Source organism: Pseudoalteromonas sp. Scap03 (genome assembly GCF_013393115.1).
Taxonomy (GTDB): Bacteria; Pseudomonadota; Gammaproteobacteria; order Enterobacterales; family Alteromonadaceae; genus Pseudoalteromonas.
Genome location: NZ_VDEU01000002.1, coordinates 25,183 through 49,798, shown reverse-complemented (window position 1 = coordinate 49,798; position 24,616 = coordinate 25,183). Strand labels below are relative to the sequence as shown.

At 40.9% G+C, this 24,616-nt stretch carries 19 protein-coding genes; 14 read left to right on the top strand and 5 right to left on the bottom strand.

Going from position 1 to position 24,616, the window contains the following annotated elements:
• The first annotated feature begins 113 nt into the window (after nucleotides 1-113).
• Genes FHG08_RS15610 through eat form a run of 3 tightly spaced genes read left to right on the top strand, consistent with a single transcriptional unit; the run spans nucleotide 114 to nucleotide 3,845 of the window.
• A complete protein-coding gene (locus FHG08_RS15610; protein WP_178956989.1) occupies nucleotides 114-1,520 on the top strand; it encodes an ethanolamine ammonia-lyase subunit EutB in 1,407 nt (468 codons plus the stop codon).
• Nucleotides 1,517-2,389, top strand: a complete 873-nt coding sequence (gene eutC / locus FHG08_RS15605; RefSeq protein ID WP_178956988.1) for an ethanolamine ammonia-lyase subunit EutC — start codon at nucleotides 1,517-1,519, stop codon at nucleotides 2,387-2,389. The genes FHG08_RS15610 and eutC overlap by 4 nt, the downstream gene beginning before the upstream one ends.
• Nucleotides 2,390-2,432: 43 nt before the next feature.
• Nucleotides 2,433-3,845 carry an ethanolamine permease gene (gene eat / locus FHG08_RS15600; protein ID WP_076918807.1) on the top strand — a complete coding sequence of 471 codons (1,413 nt, stop codon included), beginning with the start codon at nucleotides 2,433-2,435 and terminating at the stop codon, nucleotides 3,843-3,845.
• Between the two features lie 200 nt (nucleotides 3,846-4,045).
• Here eat and FHG08_RS15595 read toward each other — a convergent pair whose 3' ends face one another.
• Entirely contained in the window at nucleotides 4,046-5,062 is a 1,017-nt protein-coding gene (locus FHG08_RS15595) for a LacI family DNA-binding transcriptional regulator (protein ID WP_138605738.1), read from the bottom strand.
• A gap of 575 nt (nucleotides 5,063-5,637) precedes the next feature.
• Between FHG08_RS15595 and FHG08_RS15590 the strand changes: the two genes are divergently transcribed.
• The 5 genes from FHG08_RS15590 to nagP all read left to right on the top strand — a co-directional run bounded on the left by FHG08_RS15590 (nucleotide 5,638) and on the right by nagP (nucleotide 12,856).
• Complete coding sequence (locus FHG08_RS15590) at nucleotides 5,638-8,328, top strand: family 20 glycosylhydrolase (protein ID WP_178956987.1); 2,691 nt, start codon at nucleotides 5,638-5,640, stop codon at nucleotides 8,326-8,328.
• Between the two features lie 162 nt (nucleotides 8,329-8,490).
• Complete coding sequence (gene nagK, locus FHG08_RS15585; RefSeq protein WP_178956986.1) at nucleotides 8,491-9,402, top strand: N-acetylglucosamine kinase; 912 nt, start codon at nucleotides 8,491-8,493, stop codon at nucleotides 9,400-9,402.
• On the top strand, nucleotides 9,402-10,400 hold the full coding sequence (gene nagB-II, locus FHG08_RS15580) for a glucosamine-6-phosphate deaminase NagB-II (RefSeq protein WP_178956985.1): 999 nt from the start codon (nucleotides 9,402-9,404) through the stop codon (nucleotides 10,398-10,400). The genes nagK and nagB-II overlap by 1 nt, the downstream gene beginning before the upstream one ends.
• Nucleotides 10,401-11,528 carry an N-acetylglucosamine-6-phosphate deacetylase gene (nagA, locus tag FHG08_RS15575; protein WP_178956984.1) on the top strand — a complete coding sequence of 376 codons (1,128 nt, stop codon included), beginning with the start codon at nucleotides 10,401-10,403 and terminating at the stop codon, nucleotides 11,526-11,528.
• Nucleotides 11,529-11,560: 32 nt separating this feature from the next.
• On the top strand, nucleotides 11,561-12,856 hold the full coding sequence (nagP, locus tag FHG08_RS15570) for an N-acetylglucosamine MFS transporter NagP (RefSeq protein ID WP_178956983.1): 1,296 nt from the start codon (nucleotides 11,561-11,563) through the stop codon (nucleotides 12,854-12,856).
• A gap of 68 nt (nucleotides 12,857-12,924) precedes the next feature.
• Here the strand turns inward: nagP and FHG08_RS15565 are convergent, their stop codons facing one another.
• Both FHG08_RS15565 and FHG08_RS15560 read right to left on the bottom strand, forming a co-directional pair.
• On the bottom strand, nucleotides 12,925-14,424 hold the full coding sequence (locus FHG08_RS15565) for a DUF2235 domain-containing protein (RefSeq protein WP_054201440.1): 1,500 nt from the start codon (nucleotides 14,422-14,424) through the stop codon (nucleotides 12,925-12,927).
• 195 nt (nucleotides 14,425-14,619) lie between these two features.
• Entirely contained in the window at nucleotides 14,620-15,924 is a 1,305-nt protein-coding gene (locus FHG08_RS15560) for an NAD(P)/FAD-dependent oxidoreductase (RefSeq protein ID WP_010389488.1), read from the bottom strand.
• Between the two features lie 234 nt (nucleotides 15,925-16,158).
• On the opposite strand from FHG08_RS15560, the gene FHG08_RS15555 reads away from it, so the two are divergent.
• From FHG08_RS15555 to FHG08_RS15540, 4 genes are all read left to right on the top strand, one after another.
• Nucleotides 16,159-18,099 (top strand): ATP-dependent DNA helicase RecQ, encoded by a 1,941-nt coding sequence (locus FHG08_RS15555; RefSeq protein ID WP_178956982.1) that lies wholly within the window; start codon nucleotides 16,159-16,161, stop codon nucleotides 18,097-18,099.
• Nucleotides 18,100-18,206: 107 nt separating this feature from the next.
• A complete protein-coding gene (locus FHG08_RS15550) occupies nucleotides 18,207-19,280 on the top strand; it encodes a porin (protein WP_054201437.1) in 1,074 nt (357 codons plus the stop codon).
• 11 nt (nucleotides 19,281-19,291) lie between these two features.
• Nucleotides 19,292-19,699, top strand: coding sequence for a substrate-binding domain-containing protein (locus FHG08_RS15545; RefSeq protein WP_178956981.1), 408 nt, complete (start codon nucleotides 19,292-19,294; stop codon nucleotides 19,697-19,699).
• 155 nt (nucleotides 19,700-19,854) lie between these two features.
• Complete coding sequence (locus tag FHG08_RS15540; RefSeq protein ID WP_178956980.1) at nucleotides 19,855-20,157, top strand: YkgJ family cysteine cluster protein; 303 nt, start codon at nucleotides 19,855-19,857, stop codon at nucleotides 20,155-20,157.
• A gap of 36 nt (nucleotides 20,158-20,193) precedes the next feature.
• Here FHG08_RS15540 and FHG08_RS15535 read toward each other — a convergent pair whose 3' ends face one another.
• Nucleotides 20,194-21,558 (bottom strand): TrkH family potassium uptake protein, encoded by a 1,365-nt coding sequence (locus FHG08_RS15535; protein ID WP_178956979.1) that lies wholly within the window; start codon nucleotides 21,556-21,558, stop codon nucleotides 20,194-20,196.
• A gap of 2 nt (nucleotides 21,559-21,560) precedes the next feature.
• On the bottom strand, nucleotides 21,561-22,214 hold the full coding sequence (locus tag FHG08_RS15530; RefSeq protein ID WP_178956978.1) for a TrkA family potassium uptake protein: 654 nt from the start codon (nucleotides 22,212-22,214) through the stop codon (nucleotides 21,561-21,563).
• Nucleotides 22,215-22,495: 281 nt separating this feature from the next.
• On the opposite strand from FHG08_RS15530, the gene FHG08_RS15525 reads away from it, so the two are divergent.
• On the top strand, nucleotides 22,496-23,821 hold the full coding sequence (locus tag FHG08_RS15525) for a DUF4118 domain-containing protein (RefSeq protein ID WP_178956977.1): 1,326 nt from the start codon (nucleotides 22,496-22,498) through the stop codon (nucleotides 23,819-23,821).
• Nucleotides 23,814-24,482, top strand: a complete 669-nt coding sequence (locus tag FHG08_RS15520; protein WP_010389477.1) for a response regulator — start codon at nucleotides 23,814-23,816, stop codon at nucleotides 24,480-24,482. The genes FHG08_RS15525 and FHG08_RS15520 overlap by 8 nt, the downstream gene beginning before the upstream one ends.
• Nucleotides 24,483-24,616 lie beyond the last annotated feature (134 nt).

Genomic DNA, 24,616 nt, shown 5'->3' with positions numbered 1-24,616 from the left:
ATAGTGTCTTGGTATGAATTAAGCTCTCTTGAAACTAAACAAAATTGATTTATAGCTTATAGGTCAGCAAAACCTGTACCAAGGTTTGAACTAGTTGTTATGTGGAGTAGATCATGGGGCAAAGGCACCGATATACACTGGGCACGCAGGTGTATAATTTTAAAAATTTGGCGCAAGTAATGGCAAAAGCCACTCCTCATCGCTCAGGTGACAGGTTAGCGGGTGTTATTGCACAATCAGCGCAAGAGCGAGCGGTTGCTCAAATGACCTTAGCGGATATTCCGTTGAAGGCATTTTTAAATGAGGCACTGATTGCTTATGAAGACGATGAAATAACTCGCTTAATTATGGACGATCACGATGCTAATGCATTTATGGCGATTGCTCATTTAACCGTGGGAGATTTTCGTAATTGGTTGTTAAGTGACTTTGCAACTCCCTCGGTACTTGCAAGTGTAAGACAGGGGATCACTCCGGAAATGGCTGCGGCTGTTAGCAAAATAATGCGTAATCAGGATCTTATCCTTATTGCTAAAAAATGCCATGTAACCAGTGCATTTAGAAACACCATTGGTTTACCTGGGCATTTATCCACGCGTTTACAACCTAATCACCCAACAGATGATATTAACGGCATTGCCGCCTGTATTTTAGATGGGTTGCTGTACGGTAATGGTGATGCGGTGATAGGTATAAACCCCGCAACCGACAACGTGGCGCAGGCTATTAAATTGATGACATTGATGGATGAGGTGATTCAAAAATATGAAATTCCTACCCAAAGCTGTGTGCTTACCCATGTCACTAATACGATTGAATGCATAGAAGCGGGGGCGCCAGTTGATTTAGTGTTTCAGTCTATTGGTGGAACAGAAGCCACCAATTCGAGTTTTGGTTTTAGTTTAAATACTTTAGCTGAGGCACAAGATGCCGCGCTGAGTCTAAAGCGTGGCACGGTAGGCAATAATGTGATGTATTTTGAAACAGGGCAAGGCAGCTCGCTTTCGGCTAATGCTCATCACGGGCTAGATCAGCAAACCTGCGAAACTCGCGCGTATGCCGTTGCACGAAAATTTAATCCGCTATTAGTTAATACGGTGGTGGGATTTATAGGCCCGGAGTATTTATTTGATGGCAAAGAAATTACCCGCGCGGGGCTTGAGGATCATTTTTGTGCCAAATTACTGGGTATTCCGATGGGATGTGACGTGTGTTACACCAATCATGCCGAGGCTGACCAAAATGATATGGATAATTTACTTACGCTGCTTGGTGTAGCTGGGTGCTCGTTTGTGATGGGGATTCCGGGCTCCGATGACATTATGCTCAATTACCAAACTACCTCATTTCATGATGCGTTATACGTGCGCCGAGTTCTAGGCTCTCGTCCCGCGCCAGAATTTGAAAAGTGGCTTACTAACATGAACATTATGAAAAACAGTAGCGATGTTACTTTATCGCACAGTCTTCCCGCGGCATTTGCTAAGCCGTTAGATGCACTGGCGGGAGGCCGTTCATGACTGCAGATTTTAAATCAAATGACCTTGCTAATATTGATCATAAAAATAATGGCAATGTGGTACACAACCCATGGCGTGACTTACGCCAGTTTACTGATGCCCGCATAGGACTTGGTCGAGCGGGTATTAGTTTACCAACCTCTGAAATGCTGGCGTTTCAACTGTCGCATGCGCAAGCGCGCGATGCAGTCAATTTTCCACTTGATATCAATGGAATGAAAGCAAAGTTAGCGACTGTTAATGCAGCTAATGCGCGTGTATTGCATTTACATAGCCAAGCGGTTGATAGAGTTACTTATTTACAACGACCAGATTTAGGTCGAAAGCTAAATGAGCATAGTCGTCAATTATTACTTGATTTTGTTGCTGAGCAACAGCAAAGCACCCAAGAAAAGTATGACTTAGCCATTGTGGTCGTTGATGGTTTGTCATCGTTGGCGGTTCAAAAAAATGCAGCTCCTTTTATAACTGAATTACTTTCACAGTTGAGCGTTAATAAGCCTCTTACTCTTGCTCCAATCACCTTAGTTGAACAAGGGCGAGTAGCCATTGGTGATGATATTGGTGAGTTATTGAATGCCCAAATTGTGATGGTGCTCATTGGTGAACGCCCGGGGCTTAGCTCACCAGATAGCTTGGGGCTTTATTTAACCTGGGAGCCTAAAACAGGGCTTAACGATTCGCTGCGTAATTGTATATCTAATATTCGTCCTGCTGGTTTGACCTATATTGATGCGGCAAGTCGGGCAGCCTACTTATTAAATGAAGCTAAAACATTAAAACTAACAGGAGTGAACTTAAAAGATCGGACACAGGATGATGTGATTGAGCATCAACAATCGAGCCGTCATTTTTTAAATGCGGAATAACGGTAATTAACAATAAAAATGAAATATCGATAAAGAGGATGTTATGTCTACTAATAATTCAGAATACTTAGCAAAAAGGCAGCTCAAAGGTGGCACTGCAGGTTGGTTATTGCTGGCAGGGTTAGGGGTATCGTATGTGATTTCAGGTGACTTTGCTGGGTGGAACTTTGGTATTGCAGAAGCTGGCTGGGGCGGCTTCGCGATAGCGGCAGTGCTAATGGCGATTATGTATTTAACTTTGGTGTTATCGCTGGCTGAAATGTCGGCTGCTATTCCTGCTGCTGGAGGGGGTTATAGTTTTGCTCGTCAAGCAATGGGGCCAACGGGTGGTTATTTAACCGGTCTTGCGGTATTAATTGAATATGCGTTAGCACCGGCCGCCATTGTGATATTTATTGGCTCTGCAGTGGAGGCGTTAACGGGGTTCAATGGCCCATGGGTTTATGCACTATTTTATTTGGTGTTTGTAGGTATTCATTTAGCTGGAGTAGGTGAAGCGCTAAAAGTAATGATGGTAATAAGCGGTTTAGCGGTACTGGCTATTGTTGCAACGGCAGTGGTTTTAATTACAAATTTTGATGCTACCAATTTATTTGATGTTGCAGTAACAGATGCCGCAGGTGCGAATGAATTTTTACCTTTGGGTTGGTATGGGGTATGGGCAGCTTTACCTTTTGCTATGTGGTTATTTTTAGCGGTTGAAGGCGTGCCATTGGCGGCTGAAGAGGCAAAAGATCCGGCTAAAGATGTACCTAAAGGCATTATTGGCGCCATGGTATTTTTATTGTTTACCGCGTTATTAGTGGTTGTGTTAGTACCCGGCGCAGCAGGTGCAACAGCAATGGGCGCTAGCGCAGTTCCGCTGGTGGATGCGTTAAATGCGACGGGCAATAGCGATTTAGCAACCGTGGTTAATATACTGGGATTAGCGGGGCTGGTGGCTTCATTTTTCTCTATTATTTATGGCTATAGTCGATTGGTGTTCGCGTTATCGCGTGCGGGGTATTTACCGCGTTCGTTATCAATTACCACAGCGCGTAAAGTGCCAGCACGAGCGCTTATTGTTCCTGCTGTATTTGGTTTTTTAGCTTCACTAAGTGGTGAGGGCGATTTAATGTTAGCTATGGCGGTAGTGGGGGCAACGGTATCGTATGCGTTAATGGCGTTCAGTCATATAATGTTGCGCTTAAAACAACCTGATTTACCTCGACCTTATAAAACGCCTGGCGGCATTGTCACTTCAAGCATAGCATTGTGTTTATCCTTGATTGCTTTGACTGGCGTGTACGCCTTTGACCCCCGTGCTTTTTTATACACTATGGTGCTGTTTATAGTCGGTGCGGCGTATTACTTTGGCTTTAGCTCTAAACATTTAGTGGCCAAAAGTGCAGATGAGGAGTTTGCTATGCTCGCTGATGCTGAGGCCGGTTTAAATACAGCGATAAGTGAGGGGTAATTTTCATTTACTAAAATAACTCATGTGGCTTTAACCTTCGAAGAGTTTGTAATGGCGCGATAAGTTTTAACTTACCGCGCTTTTTATTGTAAATAAACTCAGTAATACAGAAGGTATATTCAAAAAGTAGGCCGTTTTTAATTCACTTCTGCGCTGACCCTTTGTTACAGCGCAGAAGTGAATTATATGGTTAACCTAAGCTAAAGAGGGCGTGCGGTAGAGTCTCTAACGACGAGCTCAGGAGTGTATAGTTTTATAATATCGCGGTCATTGCCATTACGAATTTGGGCTATTAATAAGCTAGCCGCATCTTCAGCAATTTTATTATTTGGCTGATGAGCCGTGGTGAGTTTTGGCCATGTTTGACGCGAGAATGGGCTATCCTCAAACCCTGTTATAGAAAGCTCGCTGGGTATATCAATGTTCATTAATCTGGCTGCAAATAACGCACCGGCGGCTATTTCATCATTACATGAGACGATAGCGGTTGGCCTATTTGTTTGGCTAATGAGTGTTTTAGCGCCCTCAACCCCCGACTCAAATGAATATTCGCCATCAATAATTAAGCTTGGATCTATAGGAATGTCGTATTGGGTTAGCGCCGCTTTGTAACCTTCCAAGCGCTCTTTGGTCGAGTTATGCTCGCTGCCACCGGCTAAAAAGCCAATGCGCGTGTGGCCGTTATTAATTAGATGCTCAGTAATTGACTTTGAGGCGAGATTATCGTCAATCATAATACAGGGTGTTAATGAATCAGGCGCGTTGTGCCCTGATAAAATACGCACAACTTTTAGGTCTAGTTGAGTTAGCTTTTCAACAAACTCAGGCATTTCAGAAAAGGGCGGGGTGAGTAAGATTCCCGCGATACGAGTGCGTTTGATCATATTAGTAATTTCATCAAAAATATGCGCTTCTTTGGCATCACATGGGTGAATAAGTAGTTCAAACCCCTGCTTTTTGCACGCATCTAAAATACCATTTTGCATGTCGATAATGTAGTACGCATTAGGATTGTCGTAAATGTAAGCTATGCTGTAAGCTTTTGTTCCTGCAAGACTTCTTGCTGCTAAGTTTGGCTGGAAGTTCAACTTTTCGACCGACGCCATGACTTTTTCACGGGTGTTGTCACGGACCGAGGTTTCGTTATTTATTACTCTTGATACCGTTTTTATTGATACTCCGGCATCTTTTGCCACGTCGTTTATTGTTGTTCTCATCGGCTTAATAGACCTTTACATATCATTTTGGGTACTATACTAATTTATCTTTATCGGTTAACGACTACAGCAAAAGCGGTTAACAGTACTCGGTTTTTATTATTTGACGACTAAATTATAAAGACATCATTGAATTTTAACAGTTAATTTATACGCCTTTCTTGAGAGAATGGTAGATAAAGTTTCAGGTAATGATTTAGTAATATTTAAATCTCATTTAAATACAGTGATTTAAAATAAAAAAAGACGTATGCATGTAAATTTTTTGTATCTTTTTTGCCCCCTATGTAGCTATAAAAGAAAAAAAAGGATACATTAACAGTCAAATGACAGCGTTGTCATAAATTAAAGCGCAATGTTAATTATTATTTAGAACCTACGTAGTGGATTGTTTGGCTAAGGTAGCAATTACTAGATATGAATAGTGATTAATTTAAAGCATAAAATATTTTTTAGCTGATGGTACATTATAAACTAACCGCACTAAGAATAAATGCATTGAAAAATCGGCTTAATTTTTAGCATTTGAAAGAGATGCTTGAGTGACTAAGTTAATAATAAAGGGAGAGTAGCGAATGAAGATTCAATCATTACTGACAGCATGCTGCTTAGCACTAGGTTTAAGTGCATGTCAGGGCAATGTTGAAGGACAAAATACGGCATCGGTTCAGCTAAGGCCTGCAAACGATAGTGCGGTGGAGTTACTTGCTAACACATTACAAATAAAATATCAGCAAGTTGATAACCGCCCATCAGCACAGTGCGATCCAGATATTGAAAACGGTCACTGTTTTAAAGCGAATTTACATTTAACTGCCAACTCGGCAATTAACCTTAACCAATGGAAAATTTACTTTAGTCAAATTACGCCTATACAAAAGTCGATTAGCGATGAATTTACTATTAAACACGTTAATGGCGATATTCATGTCATTGAGCTTAAAGATGGGTTTACTGGCTTTAAAGCCGGTGAGACTAAAACGATTACTTTTTATGCGCATTTTTGGTCATTATCGCAAAGCGACGCTATTCCTAACTATATCGTGGTGAATAATAACGACACCGCTAAAGTGATTGAAAGTACAAAGCCTAAAATTGATACAGAGACTGGCTTAGAGCTATTACCTCATGTAGAACCTTATACCGATTACACTCGTCAGTTTAAACGTACTGCGGGCGACAAAACACAGTGGCTTACTGCTGAGCGCTTGTTTGAGCGTAATGAAAAGTATGACTTTTCAGCTTACTTAACCTCGCAAAATCAAGCAAGTTATGTCATTGCTAAGCAAATTATACCCACCCCACGCGTTAGCGAGTTTAGTCAAACTCAAACGCTTGATATTAGCCAAGGGCTTAATATTAATTATGCAGAAGTTAATAAATCAAGTGTATTGGCTGCAATCGAGCGGCTTGAACTACTAGGTATTAATTTAAGCGATGATGCAGCGGCAATTAAGGTCACACTTAATTCCACTGTTAAAAAAGATCAGCTTAATGGTAGTTATAAATTAGCAATTAAAGCCGATGAGGTTGTAATCGATGCAGTTGACGAAACGGGTGTTTTTTATGCTCTGCAAAGTTTAGCGAGCTTATATCAGGTTAACAGTAATATATTACCTGTGGGAGAAGTTATTGATGCACCGCATTATCAGTTTAGAGGGGTATTGGTTGATGTAGCGCGAAACTTTCGTGATAAAGGCTTTATTTTAAAGTTACTTGATCAAATGGCTGCTTATAAACTTAACAAGCTACATTTACACTTAGGTGATGATGAAGGCTGGCGTTTAGAAATTCCATCACTGCCTGAACTTACAGATATAGGTGCAAAGCGTTGTTTTGATCAAAGCGAGCAGCAATGTTTAATGCCACAGCTAGGCGCAGGGCTTGATACTTCAAGTGCAGCAAACGGCTATTATTCGGTAGCTGATTACCAAGAAATACTTAAAGCGGCCAGTGCGCGTCACATTCAGGTGATCCCATCGCTTGATATGCCAGGACATTCTCGCGCTGCGATTAAATCCATGCAAGCGCGTTATAATAAATATATACAACAAGGCGATAAACAAAAAGCCGAACAGTTTTTACTTTATGACCCGCTTGATACAACGCTCTATTCGTCGGTACAGCACTACAACGACAATACCATTAATGTGTGTTTAGACTCATCTTATGCGTTTATCCGTGAAGTAATGGAACAAGTAAAAAGTATTCATAGTGAGGCACAGCATCCGCTAACTCGTTATCACATAGGTGCCGATGAAACCGCCGGAGCATGGGTCGATTCACCTGCTTGTGCTGATTTTATTAAACAAAATAAGTTAGAAATTACCGAAGCAGGTCAGCTGGGCAGTTATTTTATTGAACGTATCGCGAATATGTTGGCTGATATGAATATTGAAACCGCAGCATGGAGCGATGGCTTATCGCATACTAACCCAGAGAATATGCCAGAGGTTGTGCAAGGTAATATTTGGGATTTATTAATGTGGAATGGCCATCAGCGTGCACATGAATTTGCCAATAGAAATTGGCAAGCAGTGCTTTCGTCGCCAGATGTGCTGTATTTTGACTTTCCGTATGAGGCAGACCCACAAGAGCATGGTTATTACTGGGCTTCAAGGCACATAAATACTGAGAAAATATTTCAGTTTATGCCAGATAATTTGCCTATTCATGCTGAGTTTTGGCTTGATAGAGAAGATAAGCCTTATGTAGCTGATGACACATTACAGCATGATGAGCAAGGCAAGGTCGTATCCGCGCCTTTAGCTAAAGATAAACGTTTTGTGGGTATTCAGGGTCAATTATGGAGCGAAAATACGCGTACCAATAATATGGCTGAATATAAGCTATTCCCACGATTATTATCGCTGGCACAGCGCGCTTGGCATAAAGCAGATTGGGCGGTACCGTATGATCACAATGGCTTTGTTTACAGCCAACAAACAAATCGCTTTAGCCCTGAATTAAAACAGCAGCGCGATCAGCAATGGCAAACTTTTGCTGCTACCATGGGGCTAAAAGAATTTGCCAAATTAGAACGTGCTGATGTGCATTATCGTCTTGCAAATGCAGGTGCTAAAATTGAGAATAGTATGTTGTACGCCAATATTGCTTACCCTGGTTTAGTGATTGAATACAAACAAGGTGATGAGCAATGGCAAACCTACACACAACCTGTCAAAGTAACACAAGATGTATGGGTTCGATCTAAGACTCCATCAGCTAGTCGTGTAAGCAGAAAGCTTAAAGTAACGCACCGTTAAGGTGCGTTTTCCGTTAAACTATTGACGATTGAAGAAGTTATTTATTTGTAAATAAAAATAATGACAACGCTGTCATTTGTGCTAGTATAAGATTCATACAGTATGACAGTCCGGCTTTATTTTAGTGTTTTGCAAAACGGTCGAACAACTTAAGAGGCAAAAATGATCACCAACAATATTAAAAACAATCAACTCTTTGTGGGGATCGATGGCGGCGGCACTAAATGTAAAGCAATTATCGTCAATAGCTGTAATAACATAGTCGGCACCGGTGTGGCAGGTCCAGGTAACCCGTTACATGGTTTTAATCAAGCAACTCATTCTATTGAGCAATCAGCGCGTTTAGCATTACAAGATGCAGGGCTTAAAGATACGCCTTTATCTGAGCTTATTGCAGGGGTTGGCCTAGCAGGGGTTAACTTACCAAGTTTGCATAATCAAATGACACAATGGCAACACCCATTTAAAACCATGCACTTAACTACTGATTTACTTATTGCTTGTATGGGCGCTCATCAGGGCGAGGATGGCGCAGTGATGATTGCTGGCACTGGCTCGTGTGGATTTTCATACGTTAATGGCCAATCGTTTATGATTGGTGGTCATGGCTTTCCACATGGTGATAAAGGCAGTGGTGCATGGATTGGCTTTACTGCTTGTCAGTATGTGCTGCTTAGCCTAGATAAATTAATTCCAAGTGGTGCGCTTACTAACTTGTTAATGAAGTATTTAGAAGTCAGCGATGCAATGCAACTTGTTGAAGTGATTGCCAATAAGCCTGCAGCCTTTTTTGCGCAACTTGCAGGTTGTGTTTTTCAATCAGCACAGGCGAACGATGCCACAGCAATTGCCATTTTAAAAGAAGGTGGCGCTTATTTAAGCGACATTGCACGACAATTATTAGATAAAAACCCACCAAGGCTTTCGTTTATTGGTGGCTTATCAACCGTGATGACAACATGGTTAGACCCAGACATACAAGCTATTTTATCAGCCCCATTATCGTCACCAGAAATGGGGTCTGTACTTTACGCTAAACAACAGCACGTTAATTACAGCAGCCAGGAGTTATGATGTTTAACACACTAATGGAAAAAGAAGCGGCGCAAACGCCAAATGTTATTGAAAAGCAAATTATTGCCAACCAACCTTTAGTGGAAAAAATTGGTCATAAGCTTCGCGATATGGCCCCTAAGGTGGTTATGATGATTGGTCGCGGTTCATCAGATCATGCTGGCGTTTTTGGTAAGTATTTAATTGAAATTGAAGCGGGTGTACCGGTCAGTTCAGCAGCGCCATCAGTGGCGAGTGTATATGGTAAAACATTAAAGCTTGAAGGCGCTGTTGTGATTGTAATTTCTCAATCAGGACGCAGCCCAGACATTCTTGCCCAGGCAAAAATGGCGAAAGAGGCGGGCGCTTATTGTATTGCGCTGGTTAACGATGAAGCGTCACCTCTACAAGACATAGTCGATGATTTTGTTCCTCTTAAAGCCGGCGATGAAATTTCGGTGGCGGCAACAAAAAGCTATTTGGCAACGTTATCAGCCCTAGTACATATTGTTGCTAATTGGACTCAAAATGAGTCATTATTACAAGGGCTTGACGAGTTACCTAGCGCGCTTAATGCCATTATAGATTCGCCAACTCAGCTACAACCTACTGAGTTTGCAAATATTAAGAATATGGTGGTATTGGCACGTGGTTTAGGGTTTTCTATCTCAAAAGAAATGGCACTTAAGCTTAAAGAGGTCTGTGCTATTCATGCCGAGTCATTTAGTAGTGCGGAGTTTTTACATGGTCCGGTGACCTTAGTTGAGCAAGGGTTAGTGATTTTAGATTGTTCGGTTGATGATGAAACCAAAGAGTCACATCAGCAGCAAATTGCTGAGGTCAAAAAACGCGGTGCAGAAGTGATTAGCCTTAACCAACAAGGTATTAAAGTACATCCGCGATTGGCGCCATTTTTAGTATTACAGCGTTTTTATCTTGATGTGGCAAAAGTGGCATTAAGCCGTGGTTTTAATCCTGATGAGCCAAAGGGGCTTAAAAAAGTAACAAGGACATTATAAATGTCAGTTAAACGAATTCATGTAGCAGAGCTTTTTGATGGCGAGCACTTTGTTAACGACAAAGTGCTAAGCGTTGATGCGGGTATTATTACGGCAATAGATGATAACGTACAGCAGGCAGACGAGCACCTAACGGGTTTAGTCGCACCTGGCTTTATTGACCTACAAGTTAATGGCGGTGGCGGTGAGTTGTTTAACCGTACTAGCAGTGTTGCAGGGGTTAAAAAAATACTGCTAGCACATGCCAAATACGGTACAACTGCTATGCTGCCAACGTTAATTACCGACACTGTAGAAGTAATGCGCCAAGCAGCCGATGTAATTGCTCAGGCGATAGCCCAACAAACGCCAGGTATTATTGGTATTCACTTTGAAGGGCCGCATTTGTCAGTGGCAAAAAAGGGGGCTCACAGCGCTGATTTTATTCGTCCTATTTCTGAACAAGAGTGGCAGGTGTTATCTCGTCAAGATTTAGGTAAAGTCGTAGTCACCTTAGCGCCTGAAAATGTACTACCAAGCGATATTACCAAAATGTGCGATTTAGGGATTCAGGTTTGTTTAGGTCATACCAACGCAAGCTTTGAACAGGCTCAACAGGGCGTTGATGCTGGGGCAACCGGATTTACGCATTTGTATAATGCTATGTCACCACTACAAGGGCGTGAGCCGGGAGTGGTTGGCTGTGCATTATTAAATGATGATACTTATTGTGGCTTAATTGTTGATGGCCATCATGTTGATTACGCAGCATGCCAACTGGCATTAAAAGCAAAACCAATGGGGCGCGTATTTTTAGTTACTGATGCGATGCCACCAGTGGGAACAGATGATACTCAGTTTGCTTTTTTTGACCGAACTGTCACCTTAGAGAATGGTAAACTCACCTCTACAACAGGTGAGTTGGCCGGCTCTGCGCTTGATATGGCAAACGCTGTTAGAAACACTGTAACTCATTTAAAGCAGCCATTAGCGCAAGCGCTTAAAATGGCGAGTTTATATCCTGCTCAGTATTTAAAGTTGCCTGCCACACACGGGCGATTAATATTGGGTAGTCCAGCAGATTTTGTACAATTAAACACACAACAACAAGTCATTAGCACGTGGATTGGCGGCGCTCAGGTTTGTTAACAACATAATAAATATAAATAAAGGAAAATAACATGACAACCAATGTTATGGATACGTCCAAAAATAGTAGCGTGGTTCCCATGGCCATTGTAGCGGTATTATTTTTTATACTGGGCTTTGCTACTTGGCTTAATGGCTCGTTAATGCCTTACTTAAGTCAAATTTTACAATTAACCCCATTTCAAGGGTCGTTAATTTTATTTTCCTTTTATATTGCGGTCACATTTACCGCGCTGCCCTCGGCAGTACTGATCAAAAAGGTCGGCTACAAAAACGGTATGGCATTGGGGATGGGCTGTATGATGCTAGCAGGCTTAATGTTTATTCCTGCTGCTATGTCGCAGTTTTTTCCTTTATTTTTACTAGCGCAGTTGGTAATGGGCGCAGGGCAAACCTTATTACAAACCGCGGTTAACCCATATGTAGTTCGTTTAGGGCCAGAAGAATCGGCGGCTGTACGTATTAGTATTATGGGGATTTTAAATAAAGGCGCGGGAGTTATCTCACCGATGGTATTTACCGCCTTAATTTTAAGTAACTTTACCGGTACGGTAGGCACAGAGCTAAGCCAACAGCAAGTTGATGATATGGCAAATGGTCTTATTTTACCTTACTTAGGCATGGCCTTATTTATTGGTGTATTAGCTTTTGCGGTTAAAAAGTCTCCGCTGCCTGAGCTTATCAATGATGAAGTAGAAGCAATAAACGACAAAGGTGAAATTCGTGAAACACTCTCTCATCCAAACTTGGTGTTAGGTGCAATTGCTATCTTTTTGTATGTTGCGGTAGAGGTTATTGCTGGCGATACCATAGGTACTTTTGCACTATCGCTGGGTATTGAAAACTATGGGGTAATGACTTCATACACTATGATGTTTATGGTGTTTGGTTATATTTTAGGTATTTTACTTATCCCTAAATTTATCTCTCAACAAGCGGCCTTAACAGCATCGGCTGTATTGGGTATTGTGATCACCCTGTGCATTTTGTTTATTGATGCGCAGTCTTTTGTTATTGCCAATGCCATACTGGTACCTTTAGGAGGCGCTAATTTACCAGATGCTTTACTGCTAATTGCCTTTTTAGGCTTAGCAAACGCCATTGTTTGGCCGGCGGTTTTCCCACTTGCGTTATCGGGTTTAGGTAAACTAACCAGCACAGGCTCAGCACTGTTAGTAATGGGTATAGCGGGCGGTGCATTTGGTCCGGTGTTATGGGGCTTACTGAGCGGCTTTACCTCGCTACAAACTGGCTACTCTGTATTGTTACCTTGTTACTTATTTATATTATTTTATGCCGTGAAAGGGCATAAAATGAAAAAGCAATAACATCCACCAGCTATCCCTAGCTCAGTGCACTTTGCAGTATAAAGTGCACTGATTATTAGGGCACTTTATCAGCTTAAGCGTGTTACCTTGAGCTTTATTCTGCCAGCATTCGCCCCATAAAAACGACTTAAATCATTAGCAAATGGACAAAATTCTCCTGATTTTTTAATGGTTATTTCAACGCCTTCGGCAATTTCAAATGCATGGTCATCGCTTTGGCCAATTGTTCCTATTAAGCTAAACCACTGCGCCGTGGCTAAACGCCTAAATGGCTCAAGTAATGCCATAGGGATTTCTTTAACGCCGAGTTGCACATTATCGCGATGCCAGCCAGAAGGAGGGCACTTTACACCATCGTCATACCAAAATTGGTTCGGGTAAGGAGTAAAGCGATAGGTTGCATCTTGGGCAAGCATTAAGCCGGTAGCGTTGTAGGCTTCACTAGCGTACACCATCACATCTTTGCTTTGATTAACACTCAGTAAGCTCATATTTTGATTGGCGAGCATTATATGAGCACTTAGCCCCATAAAGTTTAGTGTACTGTCATCGCTGTAAATCATTTTATAATGTATATTTTTTAACGATTCAGGGCGATAGCTGGTTAGTTTATTAATTCGCTGTGCAACACTGTGATGTATTAATGGAGCGTTGTGGCTAATTTCATCGTTAATTAATACACAGCACTGCCTATCAACCAGCTTGAAAAATGGGTTTAACCAAAAGTAATTTTGCTGATGACTTAGCGCCAGTGGATCGGGAATAACAGTCACATCGTCTTGGGCAACCAAGTTACTCTCAGGTAAAAGGTTTTCATAGTCTATGTCATGACTGGTTAATAACGAAACCGATAGCGGCTGAGCAATGAGCCACTCAAGCGCATAACGCAGGCAAATATCGGCAAGCCCATCGCGATAGTAGCCTCCTCCTACATCGGAGTGGGCTCCTGCAAACCACAGCTCGGTAATGTTTGCTTGTTGATTCATTAATGTGGGCTCAAAGGCCCGTCGTTTCTCATCAAGCGCAACACAATGCAGGGCCCCAGCTACATTATTGGCAATAGTATGGTTTTCAAAAACCACATGCTCTGCGCCACGGGTCGCTTTATTTATCTTTGACAGGCCAATTGAGGCCACGGTGTCAAAAACACACAAATATACTTGCTCATTTATTAATGGCTCTAGGCATTTAGCAAAACGCCTTGCTAATGCAGCGCCTCTGCTAAAACCGGTAAGTAGAACAGTATCGCCACTTTGATAATGCTGCTTAAAATCTGTGATAGCCTGAGTCAAAATGCTGGCCACATCTTCAGAACGTGGGGCAAGTGTTTGATTTAAAATTCGTTTTAAACGACTTCCTTTGGTGCCTATGCCTTGGTAATAAAAGCTTAGTTGCTGTGAAAATGGGGTAGTGGGTGAATCATCAAGTTTACCGCCGAGCAATAAGTGTAGTTTTAGAATATTAGAAATACTGGCGTCTTCTTTAAAATGCTCTGTACTAAACTGGTCTGCGTCGCGGGGTTCACTGCCGGTACCATCAAAATTAAAAATAAGCGTTTTAAAGGTCATTACTAAATTCCGTGAGTGGTTTATGTAAATTTATATGGGAATTGTGAAAAATTAAAGACGGCGGTAATAAATATTTGTTTAATCTTATTTATTACCGCGGCTGATGTAGCTATTTAACCTGAAATCTAGTTAAGAGATTTACTAACATATTTAATCAAAATGATATTTATGTTTATTATCCGGAGTTCAGGTTATTTAGTGTAGTTTCATTTTTGGGCGAACAACACGCAGCACCTTTTCGCTGATCCACAAAGCAAAGGTTTTGGCACTGCCGTGGATAGCGCGCTGATGCATTCTATATAGTGAAATATACATAAAGCGGGCAATTTTACCTTCAATAAAAAAGCTACTACTGGTTAGGTTACCCATCAAGCTGCCCACCGTACTGTAGCGCGATAAATTTACCAGTGAGCCATGGTCATTATATTCAAACTTTTTCAGGGGCTGCTCACGTAGTGTAGCAATTAGATTTTTTTCAACGCATTGCGCCATTTGATGAGCCGATTGTGCGCGTGGCGGCACTTGCGTCCCATCGTCTTGGGTAAACGCGCAGCAATCACCAAGCACATAGATTTGAGGGTCTAGGCTACTTTGTAAGTAATCATTCACTTTTATTTGATTGCTACGTGTCAGCTCAAATATGTCTAGCTCTTTAATGAAGTCAGGGGCTTTTACTCCTGCTGCCCATACCATAATATCCGCATTTATTTGCTCGTCATTATTAGTGATAAAGCCATGCTCGGTTGCTTGTTTAACTTGGGTGTTTTCTCGTACGGTAACCCCTAATCTTAATAATTCACGTTTGGCTGAGCTAGCAATTCGCTCAGACAGGGCAGGTAAAATTCTGGGACCCGCTTCAATCAAATGTATGTGCAAGCGTTTCGCCGACATATTGGTTAAACCGTATATTTTGAGTAAATCAGAAACATGATACAACTCAGCTGAGAGCTCAACGCCAGTTGCCCCACCGCCAACAATAGCAATGTTTAATGAATGCAATGGGTCGTCGTCTTGATGAAGGCGAGTAAAGTTATCTAGTAAGGCGTGTTGAAAACGCTCGGCTTGTTGGTTTGAATCAAGGTAAAAGCAATGGTCTTTAATACCCGGGGTGTTGAAGTCGTTACTGACACTGCCAATGGCAATAACTAAATGATCATAGTGAACGGTTCGTTTAGGTAATATTTGATGCCCTAACTCGTCATATAGAGGGCTTAAGGTAATGGTTTTATTATTGTTATCGAGGTTACAAAAGGTACCAAGTTGGAAGTTATAGTGGTGCTTGGCCGCATGCGCTGAGTATACAACGCCATCTAAATCGGCATCAATAGAGCCGGTTGCTACTTCATGCAATAACGGTTTCCATATATGAGTGCGGTTTTTATCAATGAGTAATATATTTGCGTGTTGTTTCTTTCCTAATTTGTGCCCTAATTGAGTTGCTAGCTCCAGCCCACCAGCGCCACCGCCTATGATGACAATTTTTGGTATGGTTTTGTCCATGACTATGCCCTTAAAAATAATATACCGAAGCAATTTCTGTACGTTGATTTTTAAAATGGCTTGGGTATCAAAAAATTATTTTGGCAAAGCATGCATTTATAGGACTATAGTGTGCGCCTAATTGAAGGATATGTCAGCAATAAATCCAATGATATGCTGTATACTGATATGCAAATATTTCATCTACTGCGCATTTACAGTATTTATGGGCACCGACATAAAAAGGACGCTTTTATGAGTACCTCGCTAGTTCAGTCTCTTGAGCAACATTTTGGTTTTAATCAGTTTAGAGCAGGGCAACAACAAACCATAGAGCAATTGCTAAATGGCCAATCATCACTGGCTATATTTCCAACTGGATCGGGTAAATCCTTGTGCTATCAACTTACTGCGTTACATTTACCGCATTTAACCTTGGTGGTATCGCCATTATTAGCGTTGATGAAAGATCAAATAAGTTTTTTAAACAGTAAAGGCATTTATGCCGCAAGTCTTGATTCAAGCCAAGATCAAATGCAAAGCAGTACGGTAATGAACGACGTGCGCAGTGGTAAAATTAAAGTGTTAATGGTGTCAGTTGAGCGCTTTAAAAACGAGCGCTTTAGAGAGTTTATTAGCCAAGTGGCACTTTCTATGTTGGTAGTAGACGAAGCGCATTGTATTTCAGAGTGGGGTCATAACTTTAGACCCGATTATTTAAAACTACCTCGTTACCGTGAAGAGCTAAATATTCCGTTAGTGCTACTATTAACCGCCACCGCTACTAAAAAAGTTAAACGCGATATGGCAGAGCGATTTGCTATTGATCCAAAATGCATTGTGCAAACGGGGTTTTATCGCGCTAATTTAGATTTAAATGTGCTGAGTGTTAAAACGGCTGATAAAAATACTGAGCTTACTGAAATTGTCCGTACGCAAACCGGCCCCGGTATTGTGTATGTCACGCTGCAGCAAAGTGCTGAACAAGTGGCCAATATGTTAAGCGCACAGGGCCTGCAGGCGGTGGCGTATCATGCAGGGCTTGAAGACAACCTGCGCGGACAAATTCAAGATGATTTTATGGCGGGAAAAATAAATGTAGTGGTCGCCACTATTGCCTTTGGCATGGGGGTTGATAAATCAGACATTCGTTTTGTAATTCACTACGATTTACCTAAATCAATTGAAAACTACAGCCAAGAAATTGGCCGTGCAGGACGTGATGGCAACCCATCGAATTGTTATACGCTGGCTAATCTAGATGGCTTAAATACAGTAGAAAACTTTGTGTACGGCGATACCCCAGAGCTCAGCGGTATTGAATATGTTATTAACGATATTCGCCAAGCTCAACAGCAATGGGAAATGCAAGAATATAGTCTTTCTAGCGAAAGTAATATTCGCCAGCTTGCCCTTAAAACCTTGCTGGTACAATTGGAAATACAAGGTGCAATAACCCCGCAATATGCGTATTACGCCGATTTTAAGTATAAATTTTTAGTTGATAAAAATGAGTTGCTTAATCAGTTTGATCAGCAGCGCCAAGCTTTTTTATCGCAAATATTTAGCCATACCGACTTTAAAAAAATATGGGGCACACTTAACTTTGACTCCCTAACGCAAGCCGCACAGGTTGACCGTAAACGTGTTGTAGCCGCGCTTGATTATTTAGCAGAAAAAAACCTTATCACCCTTGAAACTAAGCGTATTACTCAAGTGTACAAAGTGCATAGCGAGGTGATTAATAACCCTGCACTTGCCCAGCAGTTACATGATTACTTTACCGATAAAGAGCAAGCTGAAATAAAACGGATTGCTGCTTTGGTGCGCTTTTTTGAGCTGCAATCTTGTTTAAGCTATAACTTAGCCCGTTACTTTGATGATGCGAATGCGCCCGAGCAATGTGGGCATTGTAGTGTGTGCCGTGGACATGCGGTCAAGCTTGAATATTCAATCACTCCTGCAAAAATTGATACAGTACTTATATATCAAAAGGTGGATGAGTTTTTGGCACATATGGCAACGAAAGGGGTGCATAATGTTGGCATTGAAACCCAATGTCGATTTTTAGCGGGAATGAGTGTGCCGCTATTTGCACGCAATAAAGTACGCCAATTAAGTGGTTTCGCATTGTGTGAGCAACAGCGCTACAGCGAAATTAAAGCAATATTGCTATCAAGGTCGGCGCCTAATTAATATGAAAAACCAGTCTAAAAATAAAAAAGTGTTAATTTTTTGTTTCTTTTCTTCGCTTTACTATACTCAAATTGGCTATGACGGCCATTATAATAATGAGGTGATCAATGAAACTGCAAAAAATTATACTATTGGGGGTATTTGTATCAGCAAGTAGTTATGCTGAAATTAATATTTCAGGTTTCGCGAGTATTAATGCGGGTAAAGTGCTAAGCGGCACCGGTGTCCCGCAATATGGCGTTGAACCAACCTTTCTTGCGGACTACCCAAATGTAAGTGCCTACACTGAAGATTTATCCTTTTCGCCAGAGTCTTTGATTGGATTACAGGTATCAGGCGATTTAGGTGAAGGCCTTTCTGTCACTGGTCAGCTAGTTGCCAGAGGAGTTAACGACTTTGAGGCAAATTTTGAATGGGCCTATATTTCTTACGATATTAACGATAATTGGACTATTCAAGCCGGTAAGAAGCGTTTACCACTATTTTATTATTCAGACTTCTTCGATGTAGGTTATGCATATGTGTGGATGCGGGCCCCTGCTGACAACTATACATGGCAAGTATTTAACTACGAGGGGGTTAATTTACTTTACTCAGGCTCTGTAGGTGACTGGGGAGTATCTGCAAATGTTTATACCGGTAAAGAAGATGATGACGATAACAAACTGTTATCAGACTTCTTCTTTCAAGAGCCGACAAGAGAAATTTGGGAAGATATGCTAGGCGGCGTACTACTACTTAATCGTGACTGGCTCGAACTAAGAGTGACCCACATGCAATATACCAACAAGCGTTTTCGCGCGGGTGAACCCGTTTTGTGGGACGGTAAAGACAGCAGAGATGGTAAATTTTATGGCTTAGCTGCAAATCTTGATTTTGGTGATTTTTTTGTTTTAAGTGAACTTAACCGCTTAGACCTAGATGGTAATCTTGATACTTATATGATCAGTGCGGGCTATCGTTTTGACTCAATTACCCCCTATGTCATGTTTTCAGACTTTGAACAAGAAGGTGAGGGCGATACAGAGCAGCATAATACATTTGCTGTTGGTGTGAGGTGGGACTTTCATCCGTCAGCGGCATTTAAAGTGCAATACGATAGGGTTAAAGATGATTCGTTTGATTTAGCTGTGGCTGGTGATAGTAAAGCAATCACCCTTGGTGTTGATGTTGTATTTTAAGGAGAAGTAAGATGAAAAAATTAATATTTTGTGTAATATTCTTGTTTACTAACTTCGCCTATGCAGATTTTGCTATTATTGTGCATCCCTCAAATGAAAGTAGTTTTGATGAGTCTGTTATTAGTCGAATTTATACAGGAAAAGAAAAGTCATTTAGTAATGGTAATAAGATCATTCCAATATCTCAAGAATCAAGCAGTGCTGCAACCGAGCAATTTAATAGTAAATTGCTCAACAAAACTTCTAACCAGTTAAAAGCGTATTGGTCAAAACTGATTTTTACAGGAAAAGGCACACCGCCTAAAGAGTTAGAAAATGACAGTGAAGTGATCAAAATGGTCTCAGCTAACCCTAACACCATTGGCTTTGTTTCTTCATCGGCTGTATCGGATAACGTTAAAGTGGTTTTCACTTTTTAATCCGTAACTAATAAGCGTGCTGATTAACCAGCACGCTTTTTTAGTAATTGGTTAATTACATATGACGATGTTTATAAAATCTGACAGTTATTTTACTGTCACCATTGCTCCGCTCGTGTATCCTGTAGGTTGTATATCATTTCTCATAAGTCTGTATGTCAAACTCAATCATTGCTGTTGAAAATATCGATACAACCGCCGTTACTTGTGCTAACTGCCAAGCGTGTTGTTGCCAATTAGAAGTGCGCATAGTAATCGACACCGGTGTGCCTTTTCAGTACATTGATTACGACAAGTGGGGCAGTGAAGTAATGAAACGCGGCGATGATGGTTGGTGCCAAGCACTCGACCGCAATACGCTAATGTGTACTATTTACGAAAATCGCCCACTTACTTGCCGTGAGTTTGAAATGGCCTCGAACGAGTGTATTACAGAGCGCGAAATAGCCGGTATTTAAAAATACGGACTAACTAATAAACCCGCGTTTGTGTTTTTAACCAATAGAGAGTTGTGCGCTTGGGTATCTTAGTTTTTTACTTCGTGGACTTGCTAAAAAGTAGGCGAGAGTGAGCGGGCCTATTCTGCCCATAAACATTAAAAACATAATGATAAACTCCCCCAGCGGTGATAACGATGACGTTAAACCGCGTGAAAGTCCTACCGTACCCAGTGCCGATACCGCTTCAAAAGCAATATCTAAAAAAGGTGCATCTTCAACGACCAGTAATGTAAAAATAGCCAACCAAGTGACTCCCGCTGAAATAACGGTTAAGGCTAATGCTTTATACACTGAATCTTTGTCTATTTCTCGGCGTAGCACGGTGACGCCCTTGTCACGCCTTAAGTAGCTATAGGTTGCTAATATTAAAACGATAAACGTAACGACCTTTATGCCACTTGCAGTACTCAAAGACCCGCCACCAATAAACATAAGCATCATAGTTAAAGCGGTACTGGCATTTTTTAATTCTTCAATAGCAATGGTATTAAACCCCGCAGTACGAGGAGTAACGGCTTGAAACCAAGCTGCTAGCCATTTCCCTATTTCAGATAACGGCTGCAGTGTTTTTGGGTTATCGTATTCAATTGCGTAAATAAGCAACAATGCAATAACGTTAATAATAACAGTGCTGATCAGCATTAATTTACTGTAGGGACTGAGCTTAGCCCAACGCTTTGACTTATATAAATCTGTTAATACGGTAAAGCCAAGGCCACCAATAATAAACAAACAGGTAATTGTTAAATTTACAACGGGGTCTTCTACATACTGCATTAAGCTGTTAGGACTTAATGCAAACCCTGCATTGTTAAAAGCGCTAATAGTATAAAAAAGTGCATGAAAAAAGCTTTTTTGTAAGCCCATTTCGGGTAGCCAATACAGCGTTAAAATAATAATGCCTACAGATTCAACGATTAGCGCAAACAGCAAAACAGACTTAGCGGTATTTACCAAAGTAGATGTATCTGTTTGATTAAATGCAGCTTTAGTCACTGTTTTTTGAATAAAGCCAACTTTATTACCCAGTGCCATTAAAGTTACAACCGCAAAGGTCATTAAACCTAGACCGCCTAGTTGAATTAATAGCGCAATAACGCCTTGTCCAAAAGGAGTAAACACTGAACCGGTATCGACGACAACCAGTCCAGTTACAGTCACCGCAGAGGTTGCTGTAAACGCACTTTGTATCCATGAAATAGGCTCATAGGTTGCAAAAGGCAGTTTTAACGCCAATGCCCCAAGCGTTATTAATATTAAAAAACTGCAACATAAAATAAGCGGTGGAGCCGCATTGAGTTTTTTATGCCCACTGACTTTTCGCTCAATAGGCGTTTTGAGGGGATGCCATAAAACCATAGTTATAAAAGCCTTGGTGCAAGATAGTTTAGTTCGACTCGATTACCTGATAACAGTAAAGTGTCGTAGGTAAGTAACTCAAAGTCGTCATCAAGTTTGACAAACGTTTGCTTTGCGCGCTTGACCAATAATGGGTTTACAGTGCCTTTTATTTCTTTAAGTAAATGCCCTAGTTTTGTTTTATGTAAGTGCGCTTTTATACTTACTTCAACAACGTATAAGCCATTGCCTAAGGAAATATAGTCGTTTACTACAGGGTAATTAAGCGCTTGTGCAACGCGCACGCCCATTTCTTCTTCAGGATGAATAATGCGTGTTACACCTAGCTTAGAAATAATTGTGTGATGGGCTTTGGTGCTCGCTTTAACCCATATTTGCTTACCAGCTAGGTTTTTTAATGCAAGGGTGCACAGAATGCTCGATTGCATGTCTTCTCCAATCGCCACTAAAACGGCCTGACTGCTCGCTAAATCAAGCTCTTTAAGTGCGGCTTCATCAGTGGAGTCGCAAACAACGGTTTCAGATAAATGCTCAACATATTTTTCAGCTAGTTTAGGGTTACTATCAACCCCAGTGACTGTATGCCCTAAATGAATTAACTCAAGGCTTGCTGCAATGCCAAATCGACCCAATCCGATCACTGTAAAATGTGCCATGTTGATACCTAAATTAAAGTTAAAAGAGAGAAGTGGTAAAGTTCATTTGGTCAATAAACAGTTAATATATAGGCTGTAAGCATCATTATTTTTATCCAACCCAACATACGTATTACTCCTTCTGCTGAAGTTAGAATATGAGTTATTAAAGTAACAATGTAGGTAGGCGTTAAAAGCTTTATAAAGATTTAACGAATCAGATAAAAAACTTTATAAAAACTTTATAGAGGCAATATCGAAAAGGCAGTAATCTAGGTGCTCAAATGTTAGAGGAATAATTAATGAATCAGGCAGAGGCTAAACCACGTTGGTATAACGCATTGTTTTTGGCAGTAATAATGCCATTAATTGTGGTTATTGCCATTTACCCTGTACGTAATTGGTTTACTACCACTGATATCGTGATGCTTCAGTTATTGTGGGTGACTTGGGTTGCTGTGCGCAGTAATCGTCGTCTTGCCATACTGACCACCTTAGTGAGTGTGGCGTGTACAGATTGGTTTTTTGTTGCCCCAAATTTTACTTTTCATATTGAAAACATAGAATATTTAGTAACCTTTATGGTTATGCTGATTGTTGGTTTTGTGATCAGCCAATTGGCAGGGGAGCTCAGTACTAAAGTTAGGGATGTGCAATTACATGCAAGTAATAGTCGCACCTTGTACGAACTGGCCAAAGACTTAAACAGCTTAGATACGCTGGATGAACAAAAAAAGTACTTTGTGCAGCGGATCAGCAAGCATTTAAACGCATTTTGTACATTTATACCTGCAGCATCGCAGGGCAATAGTGAGTTTATATTGCTTAGTGAAGTTAACCCTAGCTGGGGCGGGTTTAATTTTACTAAACGGTTAACGCAAGGGCAAAAATCCTTTGCGGACACCGCTATTTCGCTTCTTTATCAGGTACATGAAAAAACGTTATTACGCCAACAGTCGGCTGCTATTTCGGTGCAAGCGGAATTAGAGCGCGCTAAAAATGCACTTTTACGCAGTTTGTCTCACGATTTACGCACACCACTGGCGACTATTATGGGCGCATCGAGCATGCTTGCAGATGATGAGATTACCCTCAGTGACAGCGTGATAAAAGAGCAAGCGAGTAATATTTATGAGCAAAGTAAAATACTAAATGAGCACTTTGATAAAGTAATGGAGTTAAGCCGAGTTAATAAAATGGGTGAAAATCTAAGTTGGCAAACAATAAACTTACAAGCACTACTTAGTGAAGCTAAAGCTAGAAGACAGCAGCAACTCACTGATTTTATCATAAATACCAATATAGACGCTCAGACAACATGCAAAGGGGATGTGACTTTGTTAGAAATTGCGCTGGCTAATATGCTCGAAAATGCATGGCGTTATGGTGATAAAAAGGTGAGCGTTGAATTTACGCAAAGTACTAATCAGCAAAAGGTAGTTTATCAGTTACTTCTAACTAATAACTTGGTAATTAAAGGGCAAACAAGTAGCGATGAAGGCGTTGGGTTAGGCAGCATTATTTGTGATGTGGTTGCTAAATTTCACCAGGGCACATTTACATTAACAATTAATAACGAAACAAATATGGCGCACGCAAAGTTAATCTGGGAAAAAAGTAATGACTAAAATCTTGATATTAGAAGATTCTCCCCCTCTACAAAGCTTTTTAAAAACCTTGTTGCAAGCCAGTGGTTACGAGCTAAGTATTTGTGATAAAGGGTTAGATGGTTTTGCACGTTTAAGTGAGCAAAGTTACGATCTTGTATTGTTAGACTTAGGCCTGCTAGACATGGATGGTCAAGACTGGTTAATTGAGTTTCGACAATGGAGTGCCTTACCTGTTTTAGTGCTATCAGCTCGAGATGGCGAAGTTGAAAAGGTCACTGCGCTTGATAATGGGGCAAATGACTATATTACCAAACCGTTTAGCGCCAATGAGTTGCTAGCCCGGATTCGGGTTTTATTACGTACCCAGAGCCAGCCGAGTGTGGCATTTACCTGCGGGAATATAAAAATAGATCCACAAAAGCACAGAGTAACCTCTTCTGGAAATGAGATAAAACTCACTAAAAAAGAGTACGCAATATTATTATTACTGTTTCAAAATAAAAATACAGTACTCACCCATAATGCAATCTTAAGCCATATTTGGGGAGCGCAGTACATAGACCGTCCTGAATACGTACGAGTCCATGTGGCACAGCTCAGACAAAAATTAGAGGCTAACCCCGCTAGTCCAAAATATATCTTAACTGAACCAGCTGTGGGTTATCGATTGGCCGATTAAAAATAAAAGTTTTGCAGAGTGTTTTTGTCTTTAAACCATACCCTATTTAACAATCTTATCTACTAGGCAGCTGGTATTTTAATACCCTTCTTTCACATTTATTTCTACACAATTCATTTGCCTAGAAAGTTTTT

What these genes read in the sequence shown, in the direction of transcription:
- FHG08_RS15525 (WP_178956977.1), top strand. Translation starts at nt 22,496, where the DNA reads ATGAATCAGGCAGAGGCTAAACCACGTTGGTATAACGCATTGTTTTTG.
- nagP (WP_178956983.1), top strand. Translation starts at nt 11,561, where the DNA reads ATGACAACCAATGTTATGGATACGTCCAAAAATAGTAGCGTGGTTCCC.
- FHG08_RS15560 (WP_010389488.1), bottom strand. Translation starts at nt 15,924, where the DNA reads ATGGACAAAACCATACCAAAAATTGTCATCATAGGCGGTGGCGCTGGT.
- FHG08_RS15590 (WP_178956987.1), top strand. Translation starts at nt 5,638, where the DNA reads ATGAAGATTCAATCATTACTGACAGCATGCTGCTTAGCACTAGGTTTA.
- eat (WP_076918807.1), top strand. Translation starts at nt 2,433, where the DNA reads ATGTCTACTAATAATTCAGAATACTTAGCAAAAAGGCAGCTCAAAGGT.
- FHG08_RS15610 (WP_178956989.1), top strand. Translation starts at nt 114, where the DNA reads ATGGGGCAAAGGCACCGATATACACTGGGCACGCAGGTGTATAATTTT.
- FHG08_RS15565 (WP_054201440.1), bottom strand. Translation starts at nt 14,424, where the DNA reads ATGACCTTTAAAACGCTTATTTTTAATTTTGATGGTACCGGCAGTGAA.
- FHG08_RS15520 (WP_010389477.1), top strand. Translation starts at nt 23,814, where the DNA reads ATGACTAAAATCTTGATATTAGAAGATTCTCCCCCTCTACAAAGCTTT.
- FHG08_RS15545 (WP_178956981.1), top strand. Translation starts at nt 19,292, where the DNA reads ATGAAAAAATTAATATTTTGTGTAATATTCTTGTTTACTAACTTCGCC.
- eutC (WP_178956988.1), top strand. Translation starts at nt 1,517, where the DNA reads ATGACTGCAGATTTTAAATCAAATGACCTTGCTAATATTGATCATAAA.
- FHG08_RS15540 (WP_178956980.1), top strand. Translation starts at nt 19,855, where the DNA reads ATGTCAAACTCAATCATTGCTGTTGAAAATATCGATACAACCGCCGTT.
- FHG08_RS15530 (WP_178956978.1), bottom strand. Translation starts at nt 22,214, where the DNA reads ATGGCACATTTTACAGTGATCGGATTGGGTCGATTTGGCATTGCAGCA.
- nagK (WP_178956986.1), top strand. Translation starts at nt 8,491, where the DNA reads ATGATCACCAACAATATTAAAAACAATCAACTCTTTGTGGGGATCGAT.
- nagA (WP_178956984.1), top strand. Translation starts at nt 10,401, where the DNA reads ATGTCAGTTAAACGAATTCATGTAGCAGAGCTTTTTGATGGCGAGCAC.
- nagB-II (WP_178956985.1), top strand. Translation starts at nt 9,402, where the DNA reads ATGTTTAACACACTAATGGAAAAAGAAGCGGCGCAAACGCCAAATGTT.
- FHG08_RS15595 (WP_138605738.1), bottom strand. Translation starts at nt 5,062, where the DNA reads ATGAGAACAACAATAAACGACGTGGCAAAAGATGCCGGAGTATCAATA.
- FHG08_RS15535 (WP_178956979.1), bottom strand. Translation starts at nt 21,558, where the DNA reads ATGGTTTTATGGCATCCCCTCAAAACGCCTATTGAGCGAAAAGTCAGT.
- FHG08_RS15555 (WP_178956982.1), top strand. Translation starts at nt 16,159, where the DNA reads ATGAGTACCTCGCTAGTTCAGTCTCTTGAGCAACATTTTGGTTTTAAT.
- FHG08_RS15550 (WP_054201437.1), top strand. Translation starts at nt 18,207, where the DNA reads ATGAAACTGCAAAAAATTATACTATTGGGGGTATTTGTATCAGCAAGT.